The sequence below is a fragment of the Pseudomonas sp. DF5 genome (assembly GCF_058148225.1).
On sequence record NZ_JBYVYM010000046.1, the window covers coordinates 1 to 17,681 of the forward strand.

The window sequence follows — 17,681 nt, forward strand, 5'->3', positions numbered from 1 at the left end:
CATGTGCCGGGGTTTGTGTTTCTGACGTTCACATATATTTATCTGTCAGAACCCGACCCTGTGGGAGCTGGCTTGCCTGCGATAGCGGCTTATCATTCAACATTGATTTCGACTGACCCACCGCAATCGCAGGCAAGCCAGCTCCCACAGAATCGGGTTTCAATATTCATAATTCGAGGAAGCTTCATGGATTGGCTACCCCACATCACCGTCGCCACCATCGTCGAAGACAACGGTCGCTTCCTGATGGTCGAAGAGTCCAAGCACGGACGAACGGTGCTCAACCAGCCCGCCGGCCATCTGGACCCGGACGAAACCCTGATCGAAGCCGCCGTACGCGAAACCCTTGAGGAAACCGGCTGGGACGTCGAGCCGACCGGCGTGGTAGGCATTTATCTCTACACCGCCCCAAGCAACGGCGTGACCTATCAACGCGTCTGCTTCACCGCCAAAGCGCTGAAACACCATCCCGACTATCAATTGGACGACGGTATTGTCGGCGCGAAATGGCTTACGCGTGACGAACTGCTGCAACAGCGCGCAAACTGGCGCAGTGAGCTGATCATCCGCTGCATCGATGATTATTTGGACGGTAATCACTTCAGCCTCGAGCTGATCCGCCCTTCTCTTTAGCCTTGCAGGCTTGAGCCTGCTAGAATCGCGTCCTTTTTCAAGACACTCATTAAATCCCTATGCGTGATCCAGCCCCTTCTGCCACACAAAAGAAGCGCGTCATTGTCGGTATGTCCGGCGGCGTGGACTCTTCCGTTTCCGCTCTCCTGCTGATCGAGCAGGGTTATGAGGTGGAAGGCCTGTTCATGAAGAACTGGGAAGAAGACGATGGAACGGAATACTGCACCGCCATGGATGACCTGGCGGACGCTCAGGCCGTGTGTGACAAGATCGGCATCAAGCTGCACACCGCCAACTTCGCCGCCGAGTACTGGGACAACGTGTTCGAGCACTTCCTGGCCGAATACAAGGCCGGTCGCACGCCGAATCCGGACATCCTGTGCAACCGCGAGATCAAGTTCAAGGCGTTCCTCGACTACGCCATGATGCTCGGCGCCGACCTGATCGCCACCGGCCACTACGTGCGTCGCCGCGACATCGATGGTCGCACCGAATTGCTCAAGGGCCTGGATCCGAACAAGGACCAGAGCTACTTCCTGCACGCCGTCGGCGGCGAACAGATCGCCAAGACCCTGTTCCCGGTCGGCGAGCTGGAAAAACCCGAAGTGCGCGCGATTGCCGAGAAACACGACCTGGCCACCGCGAAGAAAAAGGATTCCACCGGAATCTGCTTTATCGGCGAACGCCGCTTCAGCGACTTCCTCAAGCAATACCTGCCGGCCCAGCCCGGCGAGATCAAGACCACCGAAGGTGAAGTCATCGGTCGCCACCATGGCCTGATGTACCACACCATCGGCCAGCGCCAGGGCCTGGGCATCGGCGGCTTGAAAGACGCCGGCGAAGAACCGTGGTACGTGCTGATCAAGGACCTGGAACACAACGAGCTGATCGTTGGCCAGGGCAATGACCACCCGTGGCTGTTCTCCCGCGCCCTGCTCGCCTCCGACATCTATTGGGTCAATCCGATCGATTTGACCGAGCCGCGCAGGCTGACCGCCAAGGTGCGCTATCGCCAGAGCGACCAGCCTTGCACCCTGGAAAAGACCGCCACCGGCTACCGCGCCACCTTTGATGACCCGCAACGCGCAGTCACCCCAGGCCAATCCGTGGTGTTCTACGACGGTGAAATCTGCCTCGGTGGCGGCGTGATCGAAGTAGCCGAGCCCTGGACCAGCAAGGGCCAGCGTTCATGAGCCCGACTCAGGAGCAACTGACGGCTCTGGGCGGCGTGTTTCTCGCCGCCGTGCTGGTCGACAAGATCGCCAAGACTGGCCAGACCAACGAAGCCGGCCTGACTTGCATGCTCGGCAGCCTGTTGATTCGCGACCCCAAGGACACTCTGGAAGTGTACGGCGGCGACGACATCAATTTGCGCGAAGGCTATCGCGCATTGATCGGCGCCCTGGAACGCGACCCCAGCACCCTTCAGCGCGAACCGCTGCGCTACGCCCTGGCGATGCTGGGACTGGAGCGCCAATTGGCCAAGCGTAATGACATGCTGGAGGTGATCGGCAAGCGCCTGCCGCAGATTCAGTCCCAGGTCGAACACTTCGGCCCGGCCCACGAAAACGTGATCGCCGCTTGCGGTGCGCTGTACCAGGACACCCTGAGCACCTTGCGCCAACGGATTCAGGTGCATGGCGACATGCGCAACCTGCAGCAACCGAGCAATGCCTCGAAAATCCGCGCACTGTTGCTGGCCGGGATTCGTTCGGCACGCCTGTGGCGGCAGTTGGGCGGTCATCGCTGGCAGTTGGTGATCAGCCGACGCAAGTTGCTTAAAGAGCTTTACCCACTGATGCGCAGCAGCTGAACCGCGCCCGCAATACCGTTTTGTAGTCAGTAACGCGTAATACGCCGGTCAGTTGGCAACGGACCGGCGGATTTTTTTCATGTATGATACGCGCCCCATTTCGTTGCCCGACTGTCCGAGAACACCCCATGCAGCTCTCTTCGCTCACTGCGGTTTCCCCTGTTGACGGCCGCTACGCCGGCAAAACCCAGGCCCTGCGCCCAATTTTCAGCGAATACGGTCTGATCCGTGCTCGCGTTCTGGTTGAAGTGCGCTGGCTCCAGCGCCTGGCCGCTCACCCCGCCATCAGCGAAGTGCCGGCGTTCTCCGCCGAAGCCAACGCGGTGTTGAACACCCTGGCGGAAAACTTCTCTCTGGAGCACGCCGAGCGTGTCAAAGAGATCGAGCGCACCACCAACCACGACGTCAAAGCCATCGAATACCTGCTCAAAGAGCAGGCGGCCAAGCTGCCGGAACTGGCCAAGGTCAGCGAGTTCATCCACTTTGCCTGCACCAGCGAGGACATCAACAACCTGTCCCACGCCCTGATGCTGCGTGAAGGCCGTGATGACGTGATGCTGCCGCTGATGCGCCAGACCGCCAACGCCATCCGCGAACTGGCCATCCGTTTCGCAGACGTGCCTATGCTGTCGCGCACCCACGGTCAACCGGCATCGCCGACCACCTTGGGCAAAGAGCTGGCGAACGTGGTTTACCGTCTGGAGCGTCAAATCGCTCAAGTCGCCGCCGTTCCGCTGCTGGGCAAGATCAACGGCGCTGTCGGCAACTACAACGCTCACCTGTCGGCCTACCCTGAGATCGACTGGGAAGCCAACGCCCGCGCCTTCATCGAAGACGAGCTGGGCCTGGGCTTCAACCCGTACACCACGCAGATCGAACCGCACGACTACATCGCCGAGCTGTTCGACGCGATCGCGCGCTTCAACACCATCCTGATCGACTTCGACCGCGACATCTGGGGCTACATCTCCCTGGGTTATTTCAAACAGCGCACCATCGCTGGCGAAATCGGTTCCTCGACCATGCCGCACAAGGTCAACCCGATCGACTTCGAAAACTCCGAAGGCAACCTGGGCATCGCCAACGCACTGTTCCAGCACCTGGCGAGCAAACTGCCAATCTCCCGCTGGCAGCGCGACCTGACCGACTCCACCGTACTGCGCAACCTCGGTGTCGGCTTCGCCCACAGCGTGATCGCGTATGAAGCCAGCCTCAAAGGCATCAGCAAACTGGAGCTCAACGAGCAAAAGATTGCCGCCGACCTGGACGCTTGCTGGGAAGTATTGGCCGAGCCGATCCAGACCGTGATGCGTCGCTACAACATCGAAAACCCGTACGAGAAGCTCAAAGAGCTGACGCGCGGCAAGGGCATCAGCCCTGAAGCACTGCAAACTTTCATCGACGGCCTGGACATGCCAGCTGCCGCCAAGGCTGAGCTGAAACTGCTCACCCCGGCCAACTACATCGGCAACGCTGTGGCACAAGCCAAACGCATCTGATCGACCGCTCTACCCGTTTGAGACGCCCGGCAGCGCCGGGCGTTTTTATTCCCGTCTGAAAAGTGCATTTTTTCAATAGGTTACACATGAATCCTGACATTCCTCTTCAACTTCTGGGCGGCATCACGGCACGGGAATTCCTGCGCGACTACTGGCAGAAAAAACCCCTGCTGATCCGTCAGGCAATTCCTGATTTCGAAAGCCCGATCGACGCCGACGAACTGGCCGGCCTGGCGCTGGAAGAAGAAGTCGAATCGCGCCTGGTGATCGAGCACGGCGAGCGTCCATGGGAATTGCGCCGCGGCCCGTTCGCCGAAGACGAATTCAGCAAATTGCCGGAACGCGAATGGACCCTGCTGGTGCAAGCTGTCGACCAGTTCGTGCCGGAAGTTGCCGAGCTGCTGGAAAACTTCCGTTTTCTGCCGAGCTGGCGCGTCGACGACGTAATGATCAGCTTTGCCGCTCCGGGTGGCAGCGTCGGTCCGCACTTCGATAACTACGACGTGTTCCTGCTGCAAGGTCACGGCAAGCGCAACTGGAAAATCGGCCAGATGTGCGATTCCGAGAGCCCGCTGCTGCAACACGCCGACTTGCGCATCCTCGCCGATTTCGAAGCCACCGATGAGTGGGTGCTGGAACCGGGCGACATGCTTTACCTGCCGCCGCGCCTGGCTCATTCTGGTGTGGCTGTCGATGATTGCATGACCTACTCGGTCGGCTTCCGCGCCCCGAGCGCCGCTGAAGTGTTGACCCACTTCACCGACTTCCTCAGCCAGTTCCTGACGGACGAAGAGCGCTACACCGACGCCGACGCCCTGCCGGCGGTCGATCCTCATCAAATCCAGCACGATGCCCTCGATCGCCTCAAAAGCCTGCTGGCCGAGCACATGAGCGACGAGCGCCTGCTGCTGACCTGGTTCGGCCAGTTCATGACCGAGCCGCGCTACCCGGAACTGGTGGTCGGCCCGGAAGAAGTCGAAGAGCAAGACTTCCTCAGCGCGCTCGAAGAAGGCGCCGTGCTGATCCGCAACCCGAGTGCGCGCCTGGCCTGGTCGGAAGTCGACGACGACCTGCTGCTGTTCGCCAGCGGTCAGAGCCGTTACCTGCCGGGCAAGCTGCGCGAGCTGCTGAAAATGATCTGCGCCGCCGACGCACTGCATGTCGATAACCTCGGCCCATGGCTGAGCGACGAAGACGGCCGCGGCCTGCTGTGCGAATTGGTCAAGCAAGGCAGCCTGGGGTTTGCCGATGAATAAGATTCACGTACGTGTCGCAGACTGGCAAAAGGACAACGCCGAGATCCGGCGCATTCGTGAAGCGGTGTTTGTCGCCGAGCAATCCGTTCCACCTGAACTGGAATGGGATGCCGATGACGCCACGGCGGTGCATTTCCTGGCCTTCGAAGGCGACTTTCCGATCGGCACCGCCCGCCTGTTGCCCGATGGACACATCGGCCGGGTGTCGGTGCTCAAAGACTGGCGCGGCATGAAGGTTGGCGATGCGCTGATGCAAGCGGTGATCGGTGAAGCCGAGAAGCGCGGGCTGAAGCAGCAGATGCTGAGCGCGCAAGTGCAAGCCACGGCGTTCTATGAGCGCCTGGGTTTCAGCATGGTCAGTGAGGAATTCCTGGAAGCCGGGATTCCGCATGTAGACATGGTGCGTCACTCGACTTGATTCCCTGTGGCGAGGGGGCTTGCCCCCTCACCACAAATACATATCAAGAACACCACAAAACGCCCCGCCATTCTCGGATGCCGGGGCGTTTTGCTGTCTGTGATTCAACTCGCACCACGCCGGGCCGACAAACTGGCAATATCAAACCTTTGATTTGCGGAGAAACGGACATGTCCCTACGCACCCTGCTCACCACGCTGCTGCTGACCTGCAGTTTTTCGGTCATGGCCGCCACCGAGATCGTGCCCCTGAATTACCGCACCAGCGCCGACCTGCTGCCAGTAGCGCAGAACTTCATCGGCAAGGACGGCAAGGTCAGCGCCTACGGCAACCAGCTGATCGTCAACGCCGAGCCCGACAAGATCGATGAACTCAAGACCTTCCTCGCGCAACTCGACACCGCCCCCAAACGCTTACTGATCACCGTCGACACCAACGAAAACAACTTTCAGGGCGATCAGGGCTACTCGGTCAACGGTGCCGCACCGAATCAAACCCGCATCATCAATCGCAGCACCGACAGCCGTGAAGGCGGCATCCAGCAGATTCAGGCCAGCGAAGGCGCACCGGCGCTAATCCAGGTCGGCCAAAGCGTGCCGCTCACCAGCACTCAGACTGACGGCTATGGCGACCTGCGCAGCCAGACCGAATACCGCAATGTCACCCAGGGTTTCTACGTCACCGCCAGCGTCACCGGCGACATCGTTCATCTAGCCATCAGTACCAACCGTGACCGGATGAGCCAGGAACGTCCCGATGTAGTGAACGTGCAAAGTACCGACACAACTGTCAGCGGTCGACTGGGCGAATGGATCACCCTGGCTGGCGTGAATCGTCAGACTCAGGCCGACAAACAGGGTCTGACCCGCAGCTACTCGACCCAGGGCCGGGATGACATGACTTTGCGGGTGAAAGTCGACACCTTGGACTAAAGCACCAAAAACTGACTGATTAGTCGTATTAGACCAAAGATGTAGTGCTTTAAAAAAAGCACTACAAAACGTTTGACGAGCCAAAAAAGCAAAGGCATGATGGCCTCGCTCCCGCTAATCAGAGGCCCTGGCAAGGGCTTTCGAGTCGCTGTTCGCACCCTACCCCGCGAGCCGATTCGTGTCTGTACCGCCCACAAGGTGTGTTTGACGAGGTTGCCGACTGGAACGAAGTTGTCCCGAGGGACGGAAGCGTAATTAGGTAACCCGGCTCCACACTGAAGTTCGCACCAAGGCCCACGACGCCCGAATGCGCTCGCCAGTTCGCCCTTACCTGCTCACTTCCCCCTCGAGCCCATCGTTCATCCCGTCGCCATCCCCGCCGAACCCGACTTGACCGCCTAAGCTTCTGGTCAGCGAGCAGCCATGTACGCCCCCAACTGAATGAGCGTATTTGGCACGCAGGAATTGTTCACCCAGAACCATTTTCGATTAAAGACGCGACGAGGTTTATCTCCATGGCACTGACACGCGAACAGCAAATTGCAGCCCTCGAAAAAGACTGGGCTGAAAACCCACGCTGGAAAGGCGTGAAGCGCAATTACTCCGCTGCTGACGTCGTCCGTCTGCGTGGCTCGGTTCAACCTGAGCACACCTTTGCAAAAATGGGCGCCGAGAAGCTCTGGAACCTGGTGACCCAAGGCGCCAAGCCGTCCTTCCGTCCTGAGAAAGATTTCGTCAACTGCATGGGCGCCCTGACCGGCGGCCAGGCCGTACAGCAAGTCAAGGCCGGCATCCAGGCGATCTACCTGTCGGGCTGGCAAGTGGCTGCGGACAACAACTCCGCCGAATCGATGTACCCGGACCAGTCGCTGTACCCGGTGGATTCGGTTCCAACCGTGGTCAAACGCATCAACAACTCGTTCCGTCGCGCTGACCAGATCCAGTGGAAAGCCGGCAAGAACCCGGGCGACGAAGGCTACATCGACTACTTCGCCCCGATCGTGGCTGACGCTGAAGCCGGTTTCGGCGGCGTGCTGAACGCTTACGAGCTGATGAAAAGCATGATCGAAGCAGGCGCCGCCGGCGTTCACTTCGAAGACCAACTGGCTTCCGTGAAAAAATGCGGCCACATGGGCGGCAAGGTACTGGTTCCGACCCAGGAAGCCGTGCAGAAGCTGACCGCTGCTCGTCTGGCTGCCGACGTCGCCGGTGTACCGACCATCATCCTGGCCCGTACCGACGCCAACGCTGCTGACCTGCTGACGTCCGACTGCGACCCGTACGACCAGCCATTCGTGACCGGCACCCGTACCCAGGAAGGCTTCTACAAGGTTCGCGCCGGTCTCGACCAGGCTATCGCTCGCGGCCTGGCCTACGCGCCGTACGCCGACCTGATCTGGTGTGAAACTGCCAAGCCGGACCTGGACGAAGCCCGTCGCTTCGCCGAAGCGATCAAAAAGGAATACCCGGACCAACTGCTGTCGTACAACTGCTCGCCTTCCTTCAACTGGAAGAAAAACCTGGACGACGCGACCATCGCCAAGTTCCAGCGCGAACTGTCCGCCATGGGTTACAAGCACCAGTTCATCACCCTGGCCGGCATTCACAACATGTGGCACAGCATGTTCAACCTGGCGCACGACTACGCCCGCAACGACATGACCGCCTACGTGAAGCTGCAAGAGCAAGAGTTCGCTGACGCTGCCAAGGGTTACACCTTCGTGGCTCACCAGCAGGAAGTGGGCACCGGCTACTTCGACGACATGACCACCGTGATCCAGGGTGGCACGTCTTCGGTAACCGCACTGACCGGTTCGACCGAAGAAGAACAGTTCCACTGATCTGCTTCGCTTAAACAAACGGCCCTTGCGGACCGAATAAAAAGCTAACCGCAAAGCCGCTCATCTGACGCCCCGACTGGTTCGGGGCGTTTTTTTGCCTGGGATTCCCCCCCTCTGTAGGAGCGAGGCTTGCCCGCGAAGAATGCGCTGCGGTTTTTCAGACATACCGCATCATCGTTCTTCGCGGGCAAGCCTCGCTCCTACGGGATCGGGTGCAGGAAAAAACCTTGATCCAGAACAGTTTCACGATCAGGAAAACAAGGTAAAACCACCCCGCGCGCTACTTGCAGTAACGGGCATATAAGACAACTTCCCTAACCGCAACCTGCGAAACAGTTTGAAAACCACACCAAATAATATTGATTATCATTTAGAAGCAACTATGTTCGTTACATTCCTTACAAAACATATTTGACAAAACCCCCGCTAATGCCCGAACCACATGGGCTACAGGGCTTTGGAGGTGCGCTATGTCCTTATTCTTGTAAATAATTTCGCTATCTGAATTTTACTTGCAGGGTGTTTAGCCATAAAATCAGCGCGATTGATTGCTGCGACATATCGTCACTGCCATATTTCTTTATCAAGCTCAGAGACCTTTGCTCTCTGTTAAGGATTACCAGCATGCCCGAAGCGACCGGACTCATGGCCCACAACTGGGGCTTTGCCATTTTCCTTCTGGGTGTCGGCGGCCTTTGCGCCTTCATGCTCGGCGTCTCCAGCCTCCTCGGGTCAAAAGCCTGGGGCCGCAGCAAAAACGAACCGTTCGAGTCCGGCATGCTACCTACAGGTGGCGCCCGCTTGCGGCTCTCAGCCAAATTCTATCTGGTCGCGATGCTCTTCGTGATCTTCGATATCGAAGCCCTCTTTCTCTTTGCCTGGTCTGTGTCCGTCCGCGAAAGCGGCTGGACCGGATTTGTCGAAGCTCTCGTTTTCATAGCAATTCTGTTGGCAGGTCTTGTCTACCTATTTCGAGTGGGCGCCCTTGACTGGGCTCCGGCAGCTCGTCTTAAGCGGCAAGCGAAGCTGAAACAATGAGGCTTTGGCAATGCAATACAATCTCACCAGGATCGACCCCGATGCTCCTAACGAGCAGTATCCGATTGGCCAACGGGAAACCGTTTCTGATCCGTTAGAAGATCAAGTCCACAAAAACATTTTCATGGGCAAGCTCGAAGACGTGCTCAACGGCACGATCAACTGGGGGCGAAAGAACTCCCTGTGGCCGTATAACTTCGGTCTTTCGTGCTGCTACGTGGAAATGACCACTGCCTTCACGGCGCCCCACGACATCGCGCGCTTTGGCGCCGAGGTAATCCGGGCATCGCCGCGTCAGGCGGATTTCATGGTTATCGCCGGTACCTGCTTCATCAAGATGGCGCCGATCATTCAGCGTCTCTACGAGCAGATGCTCGAACCTAAATGGGTCATTTCCATGGGTTCGTGCGCCAACTCCGGTGGCATGTACGACATCTACTCCGTCGTTCAAGGGGTGGACAAGTTCCTGCCCGTGGACGTCTACGTGCCTGGCTGCCCACCCCGCCCTGAAGCTTTTCTGCAAGGCTTGATGCTGTTGCAGGAGTCGATTGGCCAGGAGCGTCGCCCACTTTCCTGGGTCGTTGGCGATCAAGGCGTTTACCGCGCCGAGATGCCTTCGCAAAAGGAACAGCGCCGCGAACAGCGTATTCAGGTAACCAACCTGCGCAGCCCCGACGAAGTCTGATCCAGATCTGCTTCTTTTATAGAACGAGAAACTGGCTTCATTCTTTACGTTGACCGAAAGCGATAAATAACCATGACTGCAGGCAGTGCTCTGTACATCCCGCCTTATAAGGCAGACGACCAGGATGTGGTCGTCGAACTGAACAACCGTTTTGGCCCGGAGGCGTTCACCGCCCAGCCTACCCGCACCGGCATGCCGGTGCTTTGGGTTGCCCGTGCCAAACTCGTCGAAGTCCTGACTTTCCTGCGCAACCTGCCCAAGCCGTACGTCATGCTCTATGACCTGCACGGCGTGGACGAGCGTCTGCGCACCAAGCGTCAAGGGCTGCCAAACGGCGTCGACTTCACTGTGTTCTATCACTTGATGTCGATCGAACGTAATAGTGACGTCATGATCAAGGTCGCCTTGTCCGAGAGCGACCTCAACCTGCCGACCGTCACCAGCATCTGGCCGAACGCCAACTGGTACGAGCGTGAAGTGTGGGACATGTACGGCATTCACTTTGCCGGCCACCCGCACCTGAGCCGCATCATGATGCCGCCGACCTGGGAAGGTCACCCGCTGCGCAAGGACTTCCCGGCCCGTGCCACCGAGTTCGATCCGTTCAGCCTGACCCTGGCCAAGCAACAGCTTGAGGAAGAAGCCGCGCGCTTCAAGCCTGAAGACTGGGGCATGAAGCGTTCCGGCCCGAACGAGGACTACATGTTCCTCAACCTGGGTCCGAACCACCCTTCGGCCCACGGTGCGTTCCGTATCATCCTGCAGCTGGACGGTGAAGAGATCGTCGACTGCGTGCCAGACGTCGGCTACCACCACCGTGGTGCCGAGAAGATGGCCGAGCGTCAGTCCTGGCACAGCTTCATTCCGTACACCGACCGTATCGACTACCTCGGCGGCGTGATGAACAACCTGCCGTACGTGCTCTCGGTCGAGAAGCTGGCCGGCATCAAGGTGCCCGAGAAGGTCGACGTCATCCGCATCATGATGGCCGAGTTCTTCCGGATCACCAGCCACCTGCTGTTCCTGGGGACTTACATCCAGGACGTCGGCGCCATGACTCCGGTGTTCTTCACCTTCACCGACCGCCAGAAAGCGTACACGGTGATCGAAGCCATTACCGGTTTCCGTCTGCACCCGGCCTGGTATCGCATCGGTGGCGTCGCCCACGACCTGCCGCGCGGCTGGGAAAAACTGGTCAAGGATTTCGTCGAGTGGATGCCAAAGCGTCTGGACGAATACCAGAAAGCCGCACTGGACAACAGCATCCTGCGTGGCCGGACCATCGGCGTCGCCGCCTACAACACCAAGGAAGCCCTGGAATGGGGTGTCACCGGTGCCGGCCTGCGTTCGACCGGTTGCAATTTCGACCTGCGTAAAGCTCGCCCCTACTCCGGCTACGAGAACTTCGAATTCGAAGTACCGCTGGCGGCCAATGGCGATGCCTACGACCGTTGCATCGTTCGCGTCGAAGAAATGCGCCAGAGCATCAAGATCATCGAGCAGTGCATGCGCAACATGCCGGAAGGCCCGTACAAGGCGGACCACCCGCTGACCACGCCGCCGCCAAAAGAGCGCACGCTGCAGCACATCGAGACCCTGATCACGCACTTCCTGCAAGTTTCGTGGGGCCCGGTCATGCCGGCCAACGAATCCTTCCAGATGATCGAAGCGACCAAGGGCATCAACAGTTATTACCTGACGAGCGATGGCGGCACCATGAGCTACCGCACCCGGATTCGTACCCCAAGCTTCCCGCACCTGCAGCAGATCCCTTCGGTGATCAAAGGCAGCATGGTCGCGGACTTGATCGCGTACCTGGGTAGTATCGATTTCGTTATGGCCGACGTGGACCGTTAAGCATGAACAGCACGCTTATCCTGACAGACCGTTTCGCCCTGAGCGAAACCGAGCGCTCGGCCATCGAGCACGAGCTGCATCACTACGAAGACCCGCGCGCGGCGTCGATCGAAGCCCTGAAGATCGTCCAGAAGGAACGTGGCTGGGTGCCTGACGGCGCGCTCTACGCCATCGGCGAAATCCTCGGCATCCCGGCCAGCGACGTTGAAGGGGTGGCTACTTTCTATAGCCAGATCTTCCGTCAGCCAGTCGGCCGTCACATCATTCGCGTCTGCGACAGCATGGTCTGCTACATCGGCGGCCATGAATCGGTGGTCAGCGAAATCCAGAGCAAGCTGGGCATCGGCCTTGGCCAGACCACCGCCGACGGTCGCTTCACCCTGCTGCCGGTCTGCTGCCTCGGCAACTGTGACAAGGCGCCGGCGTTGATGATCGACGACGACACATTCGGTGATGTGCAGCCTGCCGGCGTTGCCAAATTGCTCGAGGGCTACGTATGACCCTGACTTCCTTTGGTCCAGCCAACCGCATCAAGCGTTCGGCCGAGACTCACCCGCTCACCTGGCGCCTGCGTGACGACGGCGAAGCCGTATGGCTCGACGAGTACCAGGCCAAGAACGGTTACGCCGCCGCACGCAAGGCCTTCGCCGACATGGCCCAGGACGACATCGTCCAGACCGTGAAAGACTCCGGCCTCAAGGGCCGCGGCGGTGCAGGCTTCCCCACTGGCGTGAAGTGGGGCCTGATGCCCAAGGACGAATCCATCAACATCCGCTACCTGCTGTGCAACGCGGATGAAATGGAGCCGAACACCTGGAAAGACCGCATGCTGATGGAGCAACTGCCCCATCTGCTGATCGAAGGCATGCTGATCAGTGCTCGCGCGCTGAAAACCTACCGTGGCTACATCTTCCTGCGTGGCGAATACACCACCGCCGCCAAGCACCTGAACCGTGCCGTGGAAGAAGCCAAGGCAGCAGGTCTGCTGGGCAAGAACATCCTGGGCAGCGGCTTCGATTTCGAACTGTTCGTCCACACCGGTGCCGGGCGTTACATCTGCGGTGAAGAAACCGCACTGATCAACTCCCTCGAAGGCCGCCGCGCCAACCCGCGCTCCAAGCCGCCCTTCCCTGCCGCCGTGGGCGTGTGGGGCAAGCCGACTTGCGTGAACAACGTCGAAACCCTGTGCAACGTGCCGGCGATCATTGCCGACGGCGTGGACTGGTACAAATCGTTGGCTCGAGAAGGCAGTGAAGACATGGGCACCAAGCTCATGGGCTTCTCCGGCAAGGTCAAGAACCCGGGCCTGTGGGAATTGCCGTTCGGCGTCACCGGTCGCGAGCTGTTCGAAGACTATGCCGGCGGCATGCGCGACGGTTACAAGCTCAAGTGCTGGCAGCCAGGCGGCGCCGGTACCGGCTTCCTGTTGCCGGAACACCTGGACGCACAAATGTACGCCGGCGGCATCGCCAAAGTGGGCACCCGTATGGGTACCGGCCTGGCCATGGCGGTGGACGACAGCGTCAACATGGTGTCCCTGCTGCGCAACATGGAAGAGTTCTTCGCCCGTGAATCGTGTGGTTTCTGCACCCCATGCCGTGACGGTCTGCCGTGGAGCGTCAAGCTGCTGCGCGCGATCGAGAACGGTGAAGGGCAAGCCGGCGATATCGAGACCCTGCTGGGTCTGGTCGGTTTCCTCGGCCCAGGCAAGACCTTCTGTGCTCACGCACCGGGTGCCGTGGAGCCGTTGGGCAGTGCCATCAAATACTTCCGTCCAGAGTTCGAAGCCGGCATCGCGCCTACCCGCGCCGTCGTCCCGCCTCTGGCAAAGCCGATCGTAGTCGGCGCTTAACGCTTTAAAAAAGGCGAACGGTCCGTGCCGTTCGCCTTTCGTCCGATGACGCCTTTCGAGGCTGTTTGGATTTGGACGGATAACAAGATTCCATTAGCCACGCCCGCTGACACCGGGCCAACGAAGAACTTTGAACCATGGCCACTATCCACGTAGACGGCAAAGAGCTCGAAGTCGATGGGGCAGACAACCTGTTACAGGCATGTCTGTCGCTAGGCCTCGATATCCCTTATTTCTGCTGGCACCCAGCCCTTGGCAGCGTTGGCGCTTGCCGCCAGTGCGCGGTCAAGCAGTACACCGACGAGAACGACAAGCGTGGTCGGATCGTCATGTCCTGCATGACCCCCGCCACCGACGGCAGCTGGATCTCCATCGACGACGAAGAAGCGAAAGTGTTTCGCGCCAGCGTCGTTGAATGGCTGATGACCAACCACCCTCACGACTGCCCGGTCTGTGAGGAAGGCGGTCACTGCCACCTGCAAGACATGACGGTGATGACCGGCCACAACGAGCGCCGTTATCGCTTCACCAAGCGTACCCACCAGAACCAGCAACTGGGCCCGTTCATTTCCCACGAAATGAACCGCTGCATCGCCTGCTACCGCTGCGTGCGCTTCTATAAGGACTACGCTGGCGGCACCGACCTCGGTGTGTTTGGCGCCCACGACAACGTGTACTTCGGTCGCGTTGAAGACGGCACCCTGGAAAGCGAGTTCTCCGGCAACCTCACCGAGGTCTGCCCGACCGGTGTGTTCACCGACAAGACTCACTCCGAGCGCTACAACCGCAAGTGGGACATGCAGTTCTCGCCAAGCATCTGCCATGGCTGTTCCAGCGGTTGCAACATCTCCCCGGGCGAGCGTTACGGCGAACTGCGCCGCATCGAAAACCGCTTCAACGGTTCGGTGAACCAGTACTTCCTGTGCGACCGTGGCCGTTTCGGCTATGGCTATGTCAACCGCAAGGATCGCCCACGTCAGCCACTGCTGGCCAACGGCGCGAAACTGAGCCTGGACGAAGCACTGGATAAAGCCGCCGACCTGCTGCGCGGTCGCAACATCGTCGGTATCGGTTCGCCACGCGCCAGCCTCGAAAGCAACTACGCGCTGCTCGAACTGGTCGGCGCCGAGCACTTCTACTCCGGTATCGAAGCCTCGGAGCTGGAACGCATTCGTCTGGTCATGCAGGTGCTCAAAGACAGCCCGCTGCCGATCCCGAACATGCGCGACATCGAAGACCACGATGCGATTTTCGTCCTCGGCGAAGACCTGACCCAGACCGCTGCGCGTATGGCCCTGGCCCTGCGTCAATCGGTCAAGGGCAAGGCCGAAGACATGGCCGACGCCATGCGCGTTCAGCCATGGCTCGATGCCGCGGTGAAGAACATCGGCCAGCACGAGCTGAACCCGCTGTTCATCGCCAGCCTGGCTGAAACCAAGCTCGACGACATCGCTGAAGAATGCGTTCACGCCGCACCAGACGACCTGGCCCGCATCGGTTTCGCCGTGGCTCACGCCCTCGACGCCAGCGCACCGGCCGTTGAAGGTCTGGACGCCGAAGCTCTGGCTCTGGCCAAGCGCATTGCCGACGCCCTGCTCGCCGCCAAGCGTCCGCTGATCATTGCCGGTACCTCGCTGGGTTCCAAGGCGCTGATCGAAGCGGCGGCAAACATCGCCAAAGCCCTGAAGCTGCGCGAGAAGAACGGTTCCATCAGCCTGATCGTGCCGGAGGCCAACAGCCTCGGCCTGGCCATGCTCGGCGGCAACTCGGTCGACGAAGCGCTGCAAGCGGTAATCGACGGCCGTGCCGACGCCATCGTCGTGCTGGAAAACGACCTGTACACCCGCACCGACAAATCCAAGGTCGATGCTGCCCTGAACGCCGCGAAAGTGGTGATCGTGGCGGACCATCAGAAGACCGCCACCAGCGATCGCGCGCACCTGGTACTGCCAGCGGCCAGCTTCGCTGAAGGCGACGGTACGCTGGTCAGCCAGGAAGGCCGCGCCCAGCGCTTCTTCCAGGTCTTCGACCCGACTTACCTCGACGCGAGCATTCTGGTTCACGAAGGCTGGCGCTGGCTGCACGCCCTGCGTTCGACCCTGCTGAACCAGCCGATCGACTGGACCCAACTGGACCACGTCACCGCTGCCGTTGCTGCAAGCACGCCGCAACTGGCGCGTATCGTCGATGCCGCACCGTCCGCCGCATTCCGGATCAAAGGCCTGAAACTAGCGCGCGAACCGCTGCGTTACTCCGGTCGTACCGCCATGCGCGCCGACATCAGCGTGCACGAACCGCGTACTTCCCAGGATAACGACACCGCGTTCTCGTTCTCCATGGAAGGTTACTCGGGCTCCGCCGAACCGCGCCAGCAAGTACCTTTCGCCTGGTCTCCGGGCTGGAACTCGCCGCAAGCCTGGAACAAGTTCCAGGACGAAGTCGGTGGTCACCTGCGCGCTGGCGACCCAGGCACTCGCCTGATCGAAAGCACCGGTGATTCGCTGAACTGGTTCGCCAGTGTTCCGCGTGCGTTCAACCCGGCGCCAGGCACCTGGCAGGTCGTACCGTTCTTCCACCTGTTCGGCAGCGAAGAAAACTCTTCCAAAGCCGCACCGGTGCAGGAGCGCATCCCGGCCGCCTACGTGTCGCTGGCCAAGTCCGAAGCCGATCGCCTGGGTGTCAATGACGGTGCCCTGCTGAGCTTGAACGTTGCTGGCCAGACTTTGCGTCTGCCGCTGCGCATCAACGAAGAGCTGGGTGCCGGTCTGGTCGCATTGCCTGCAGGTATCGCCGGCATTCCACCAGCCATCTTTGGCAAATCCGTTGACGGTCTGCAGGAGGCAGCGCTATGACCTGGTTCACTCCTGAAGTGATCGACGTAATCATCGCGGTCCTCAAGGCCATCGTGATTCTGCTCGCCGTCGTGGTTTGCGGCGCGCTGCTGAGCTGGGTCGAGCGTCGTTTGCTCGCCCTCTGGCAGGACCGTTACGGTCCGAACCGCGTCGGCCCGTTCGGCGCGTTCCAGATTGCGGCCGACATGATCAAGATGTTCTTCAAGGAAGACTGGACTCCGCCGTTCGCCGACAAAGTGATCTTCACCCTGGCACCGGTCGTGGCCATGAGCGCCTTGCTGATTGCCTTCGCGATCATCCCGATCACCCCGACCTGGGGCGTGGCGGATATCAACATCGGCATCCTGTTCTTCTTCGCCATGGCGGGTCTGTCGGTCTACGCGGTGCTGTTCGCCGGCTGGTCGAGCAACAACAAGTTCGCCCTGTTGGGCAGCTTGCGGGCCTCGGCACAAACCGTGTCGTACGAAGTGTTCATGGGCCTGTCGCTGATGGGCATCGTGATCCAGGTTGGCTCGTTCAACATGCGCGACATCGTTGAATACCAAGCGCAGAACATGTGGTTCATCATTCCGCAGATCTTCGGTTTCCTGACCTTCTTCATCGCTGGCGTCGCCGTGACTCACCGTCACCCGTTCGACCAGCCGGAAGCGGAACAGGAACTGGCCGACGGTTACCACATTGAATACGCCGGCATGAAATGGGGCATGTTCTTCGTCGGTGAGTACATCGGCATCGTGTTGATCTCGGCGCTGCTGGTCACGCTGTTCTTCGGTGGCTGGCACGGCCCGTTCGGCCTGCTGCCGCAGATCCCGTTCATCTGGTTCGCACTGAAAACCGCGTTCTTCATCATGTTCTTCATCCTGCTGCGCGCCTCGATTCCGCGCCCACGGTATGACCAAGTGATGGACTTCAGCTGGAAGTTCTGCCTGCCGCTGACCCTCGTCAACATGCTGGTGACCGCTGCGATCGTGTTGCTCAACACGCCCGCCGTCGCGGCTCAGTGAG

Annotated in this window: 15 protein-coding genes; all 15 read left to right on the forward strand. The window is 59.8% G+C overall.

Features of this window, described 5'->3' with window-relative positions; all coding sequences use genetic code 11:
- Positions 1-186: 186 nt before the first annotated feature.
- The 15 genes from AC30D7_RS28010 (at position 187) to nuoH (ending at position 17,680) form a co-directional block, all read left to right on the forward strand.
- On the forward strand, positions 187-633 hold the full coding sequence (locus AC30D7_RS28010; protein WP_490136244.1) for an NUDIX hydrolase: 447 nt from the start codon (positions 187-189) through the stop codon (positions 631-633).
- Positions 634-692: 59 nt separating this feature from the next.
- Positions 693-1,826, forward strand: coding sequence for a tRNA 2-thiouridine(34) synthase MnmA (gene mnmA, locus AC30D7_RS28015; RefSeq protein ID WP_490136245.1), 1,134 nt, complete (start codon positions 693-695; stop codon positions 1,824-1,826).
- A complete protein-coding gene (gene hflD, locus AC30D7_RS28020) occupies positions 1,823-2,446 on the forward strand; it encodes a high frequency lysogenization protein HflD (protein WP_490136246.1) in 624 nt (207 codons plus the stop codon). The genes mnmA and hflD overlap by 4 nt, the downstream gene beginning before the upstream one ends.
- Before the next feature lie 128 nt (positions 2,447-2,574).
- Positions 2,575-3,945 (forward strand): adenylosuccinate lyase, encoded by a 1,371-nt coding sequence (gene purB / locus AC30D7_RS28025; RefSeq protein WP_007940861.1) that lies wholly within the window; start codon positions 2,575-2,577, stop codon positions 3,943-3,945.
- An 86-nt stretch (positions 3,946-4,031) separates the two neighbouring features.
- Positions 4,032-5,201 (forward strand): ribosomal protein uL16 3-hydroxylase, encoded by a 1,170-nt coding sequence (locus AC30D7_RS28030; protein WP_019580081.1) that lies wholly within the window; start codon positions 4,032-4,034, stop codon positions 5,199-5,201.
- Entirely contained in the window at positions 5,194-5,619 is a 426-nt protein-coding gene (locus AC30D7_RS28035; RefSeq protein ID WP_019580080.1) for a GNAT family N-acetyltransferase, read from the forward strand. Before AC30D7_RS28030 ends, AC30D7_RS28035 begins: the two co-directional genes overlap by 8 nt.
- Before the next feature lie 170 nt (positions 5,620-5,789).
- On the forward strand, positions 5,790-6,551 hold the full coding sequence (locus AC30D7_RS28040; protein WP_105343941.1) for a secretin N-terminal domain-containing protein: 762 nt from the start codon (positions 5,790-5,792) through the stop codon (positions 6,549-6,551).
- Positions 6,552-7,066: 515 nt separating this feature from the next.
- A complete protein-coding gene (aceA, locus tag AC30D7_RS28045; protein ID WP_018925513.1) occupies positions 7,067-8,392 on the forward strand; it encodes an isocitrate lyase in 1,326 nt (441 codons plus the stop codon).
- 624 nt (positions 8,393-9,016) lie between these two features.
- Positions 9,017-9,430 carry an NADH-quinone oxidoreductase subunit A gene (locus AC30D7_RS28050; protein ID WP_007940868.1) on the forward strand — a complete coding sequence of 138 codons (414 nt, stop codon included), beginning with the start codon at positions 9,017-9,019 and terminating at the stop codon, positions 9,428-9,430.
- A gap of 10 nt (positions 9,431-9,440) precedes the next feature.
- A complete protein-coding gene (locus tag AC30D7_RS28055; RefSeq protein ID WP_007940869.1) occupies positions 9,441-10,115 on the forward strand; it encodes a NuoB/complex I 20 kDa subunit family protein in 675 nt (224 codons plus the stop codon).
- 72 nt (positions 10,116-10,187) lie between these two features.
- Entirely contained in the window at positions 10,188-11,972 is a 1,785-nt protein-coding gene (gene nuoC, locus AC30D7_RS28060) for an NADH-quinone oxidoreductase subunit C/D (protein ID WP_490136247.1), read from the forward strand.
- Between the two features lie 2 nt (positions 11,973-11,974).
- The gene (gene nuoE / locus AC30D7_RS28065) at positions 11,975-12,472 is read left to right on the forward strand and encodes an NADH-quinone oxidoreductase subunit NuoE (RefSeq protein WP_007905058.1); all 498 of its coding nucleotides are present in this window, start codon (positions 11,975-11,977) and stop codon (positions 12,470-12,472) included.
- Complete coding sequence (gene nuoF, locus AC30D7_RS28070) at positions 12,469-13,824, forward strand: NADH-quinone oxidoreductase subunit NuoF (RefSeq protein WP_018925511.1); 1,356 nt, start codon at positions 12,469-12,471, stop codon at positions 13,822-13,824. Before nuoE ends, nuoF begins: the two co-directional genes overlap by 4 nt.
- A 137-nt stretch (positions 13,825-13,961) precedes the next feature.
- On the forward strand, positions 13,962-16,676 hold the full coding sequence (gene nuoG, locus AC30D7_RS28075) for an NADH-quinone oxidoreductase subunit NuoG (RefSeq protein ID WP_019580076.1): 2,715 nt from the start codon (positions 13,962-13,964) through the stop codon (positions 16,674-16,676).
- A complete protein-coding gene (gene nuoH / locus AC30D7_RS28080) occupies positions 16,673-17,680 on the forward strand; it encodes an NADH-quinone oxidoreductase subunit NuoH (protein WP_018925509.1) in 1,008 nt (335 codons plus the stop codon). The genes nuoG and nuoH overlap by 4 nt, the downstream gene beginning before the upstream one ends.
- Position 17,681 lies beyond the last annotated feature (1 nt).

Excerpts from the sequence above, each read along its gene's own strand:
- nuoF (WP_018925511.1), top strand. The coding sequence starts at position 12,469 with ATGACCCTGACTTCCTTTGGTCCAGCCAACCGCATCAAGCGTTCGGCC.
- AC30D7_RS28010 (WP_490136244.1), top strand. The coding sequence starts at position 187 with ATGGATTGGCTACCCCACATCACCGTCGCCACCATCGTCGAAGACAAC.
- AC30D7_RS28050 (WP_007940868.1), top strand. The coding sequence starts at position 9,017 with ATGCCCGAAGCGACCGGACTCATGGCCCACAACTGGGGCTTTGCCATT.
- nuoH (WP_018925509.1), top strand. The coding sequence starts at position 16,673 with ATGACCTGGTTCACTCCTGAAGTGATCGACGTAATCATCGCGGTCCTC.
- AC30D7_RS28040 (WP_105343941.1), top strand. The coding sequence starts at position 5,790 with ATGTCCCTACGCACCCTGCTCACCACGCTGCTGCTGACCTGCAGTTTT.
- nuoC (WP_490136247.1), top strand. The coding sequence starts at position 10,188 with ATGACTGCAGGCAGTGCTCTGTACATCCCGCCTTATAAGGCAGACGAC.
- nuoG (WP_019580076.1), top strand. The coding sequence starts at position 13,962 with ATGGCCACTATCCACGTAGACGGCAAAGAGCTCGAAGTCGATGGGGCA.
- mnmA (WP_490136245.1), top strand. The coding sequence starts at position 693 with ATGCGTGATCCAGCCCCTTCTGCCACACAAAAGAAGCGCGTCATTGTC.
- AC30D7_RS28030 (WP_019580081.1), top strand. The coding sequence starts at position 4,032 with ATGAATCCTGACATTCCTCTTCAACTTCTGGGCGGCATCACGGCACGG.
- AC30D7_RS28035 (WP_019580080.1), top strand. The coding sequence starts at position 5,194 with ATGAATAAGATTCACGTACGTGTCGCAGACTGGCAAAAGGACAACGCC.
- purB (WP_007940861.1), top strand. The coding sequence starts at position 2,575 with ATGCAGCTCTCTTCGCTCACTGCGGTTTCCCCTGTTGACGGCCGCTAC.
- aceA (WP_018925513.1), top strand. The coding sequence starts at position 7,067 with ATGGCACTGACACGCGAACAGCAAATTGCAGCCCTCGAAAAAGACTGG.
- nuoE (WP_007905058.1), top strand. The coding sequence starts at position 11,975 with ATGAACAGCACGCTTATCCTGACAGACCGTTTCGCCCTGAGCGAAACC.
- AC30D7_RS28055 (WP_007940869.1), top strand. The coding sequence starts at position 9,441 with ATGCAATACAATCTCACCAGGATCGACCCCGATGCTCCTAACGAGCAG.
- hflD (WP_490136246.1), top strand. The coding sequence starts at position 1,823 with ATGAGCCCGACTCAGGAGCAACTGACGGCTCTGGGCGGCGTGTTTCTC.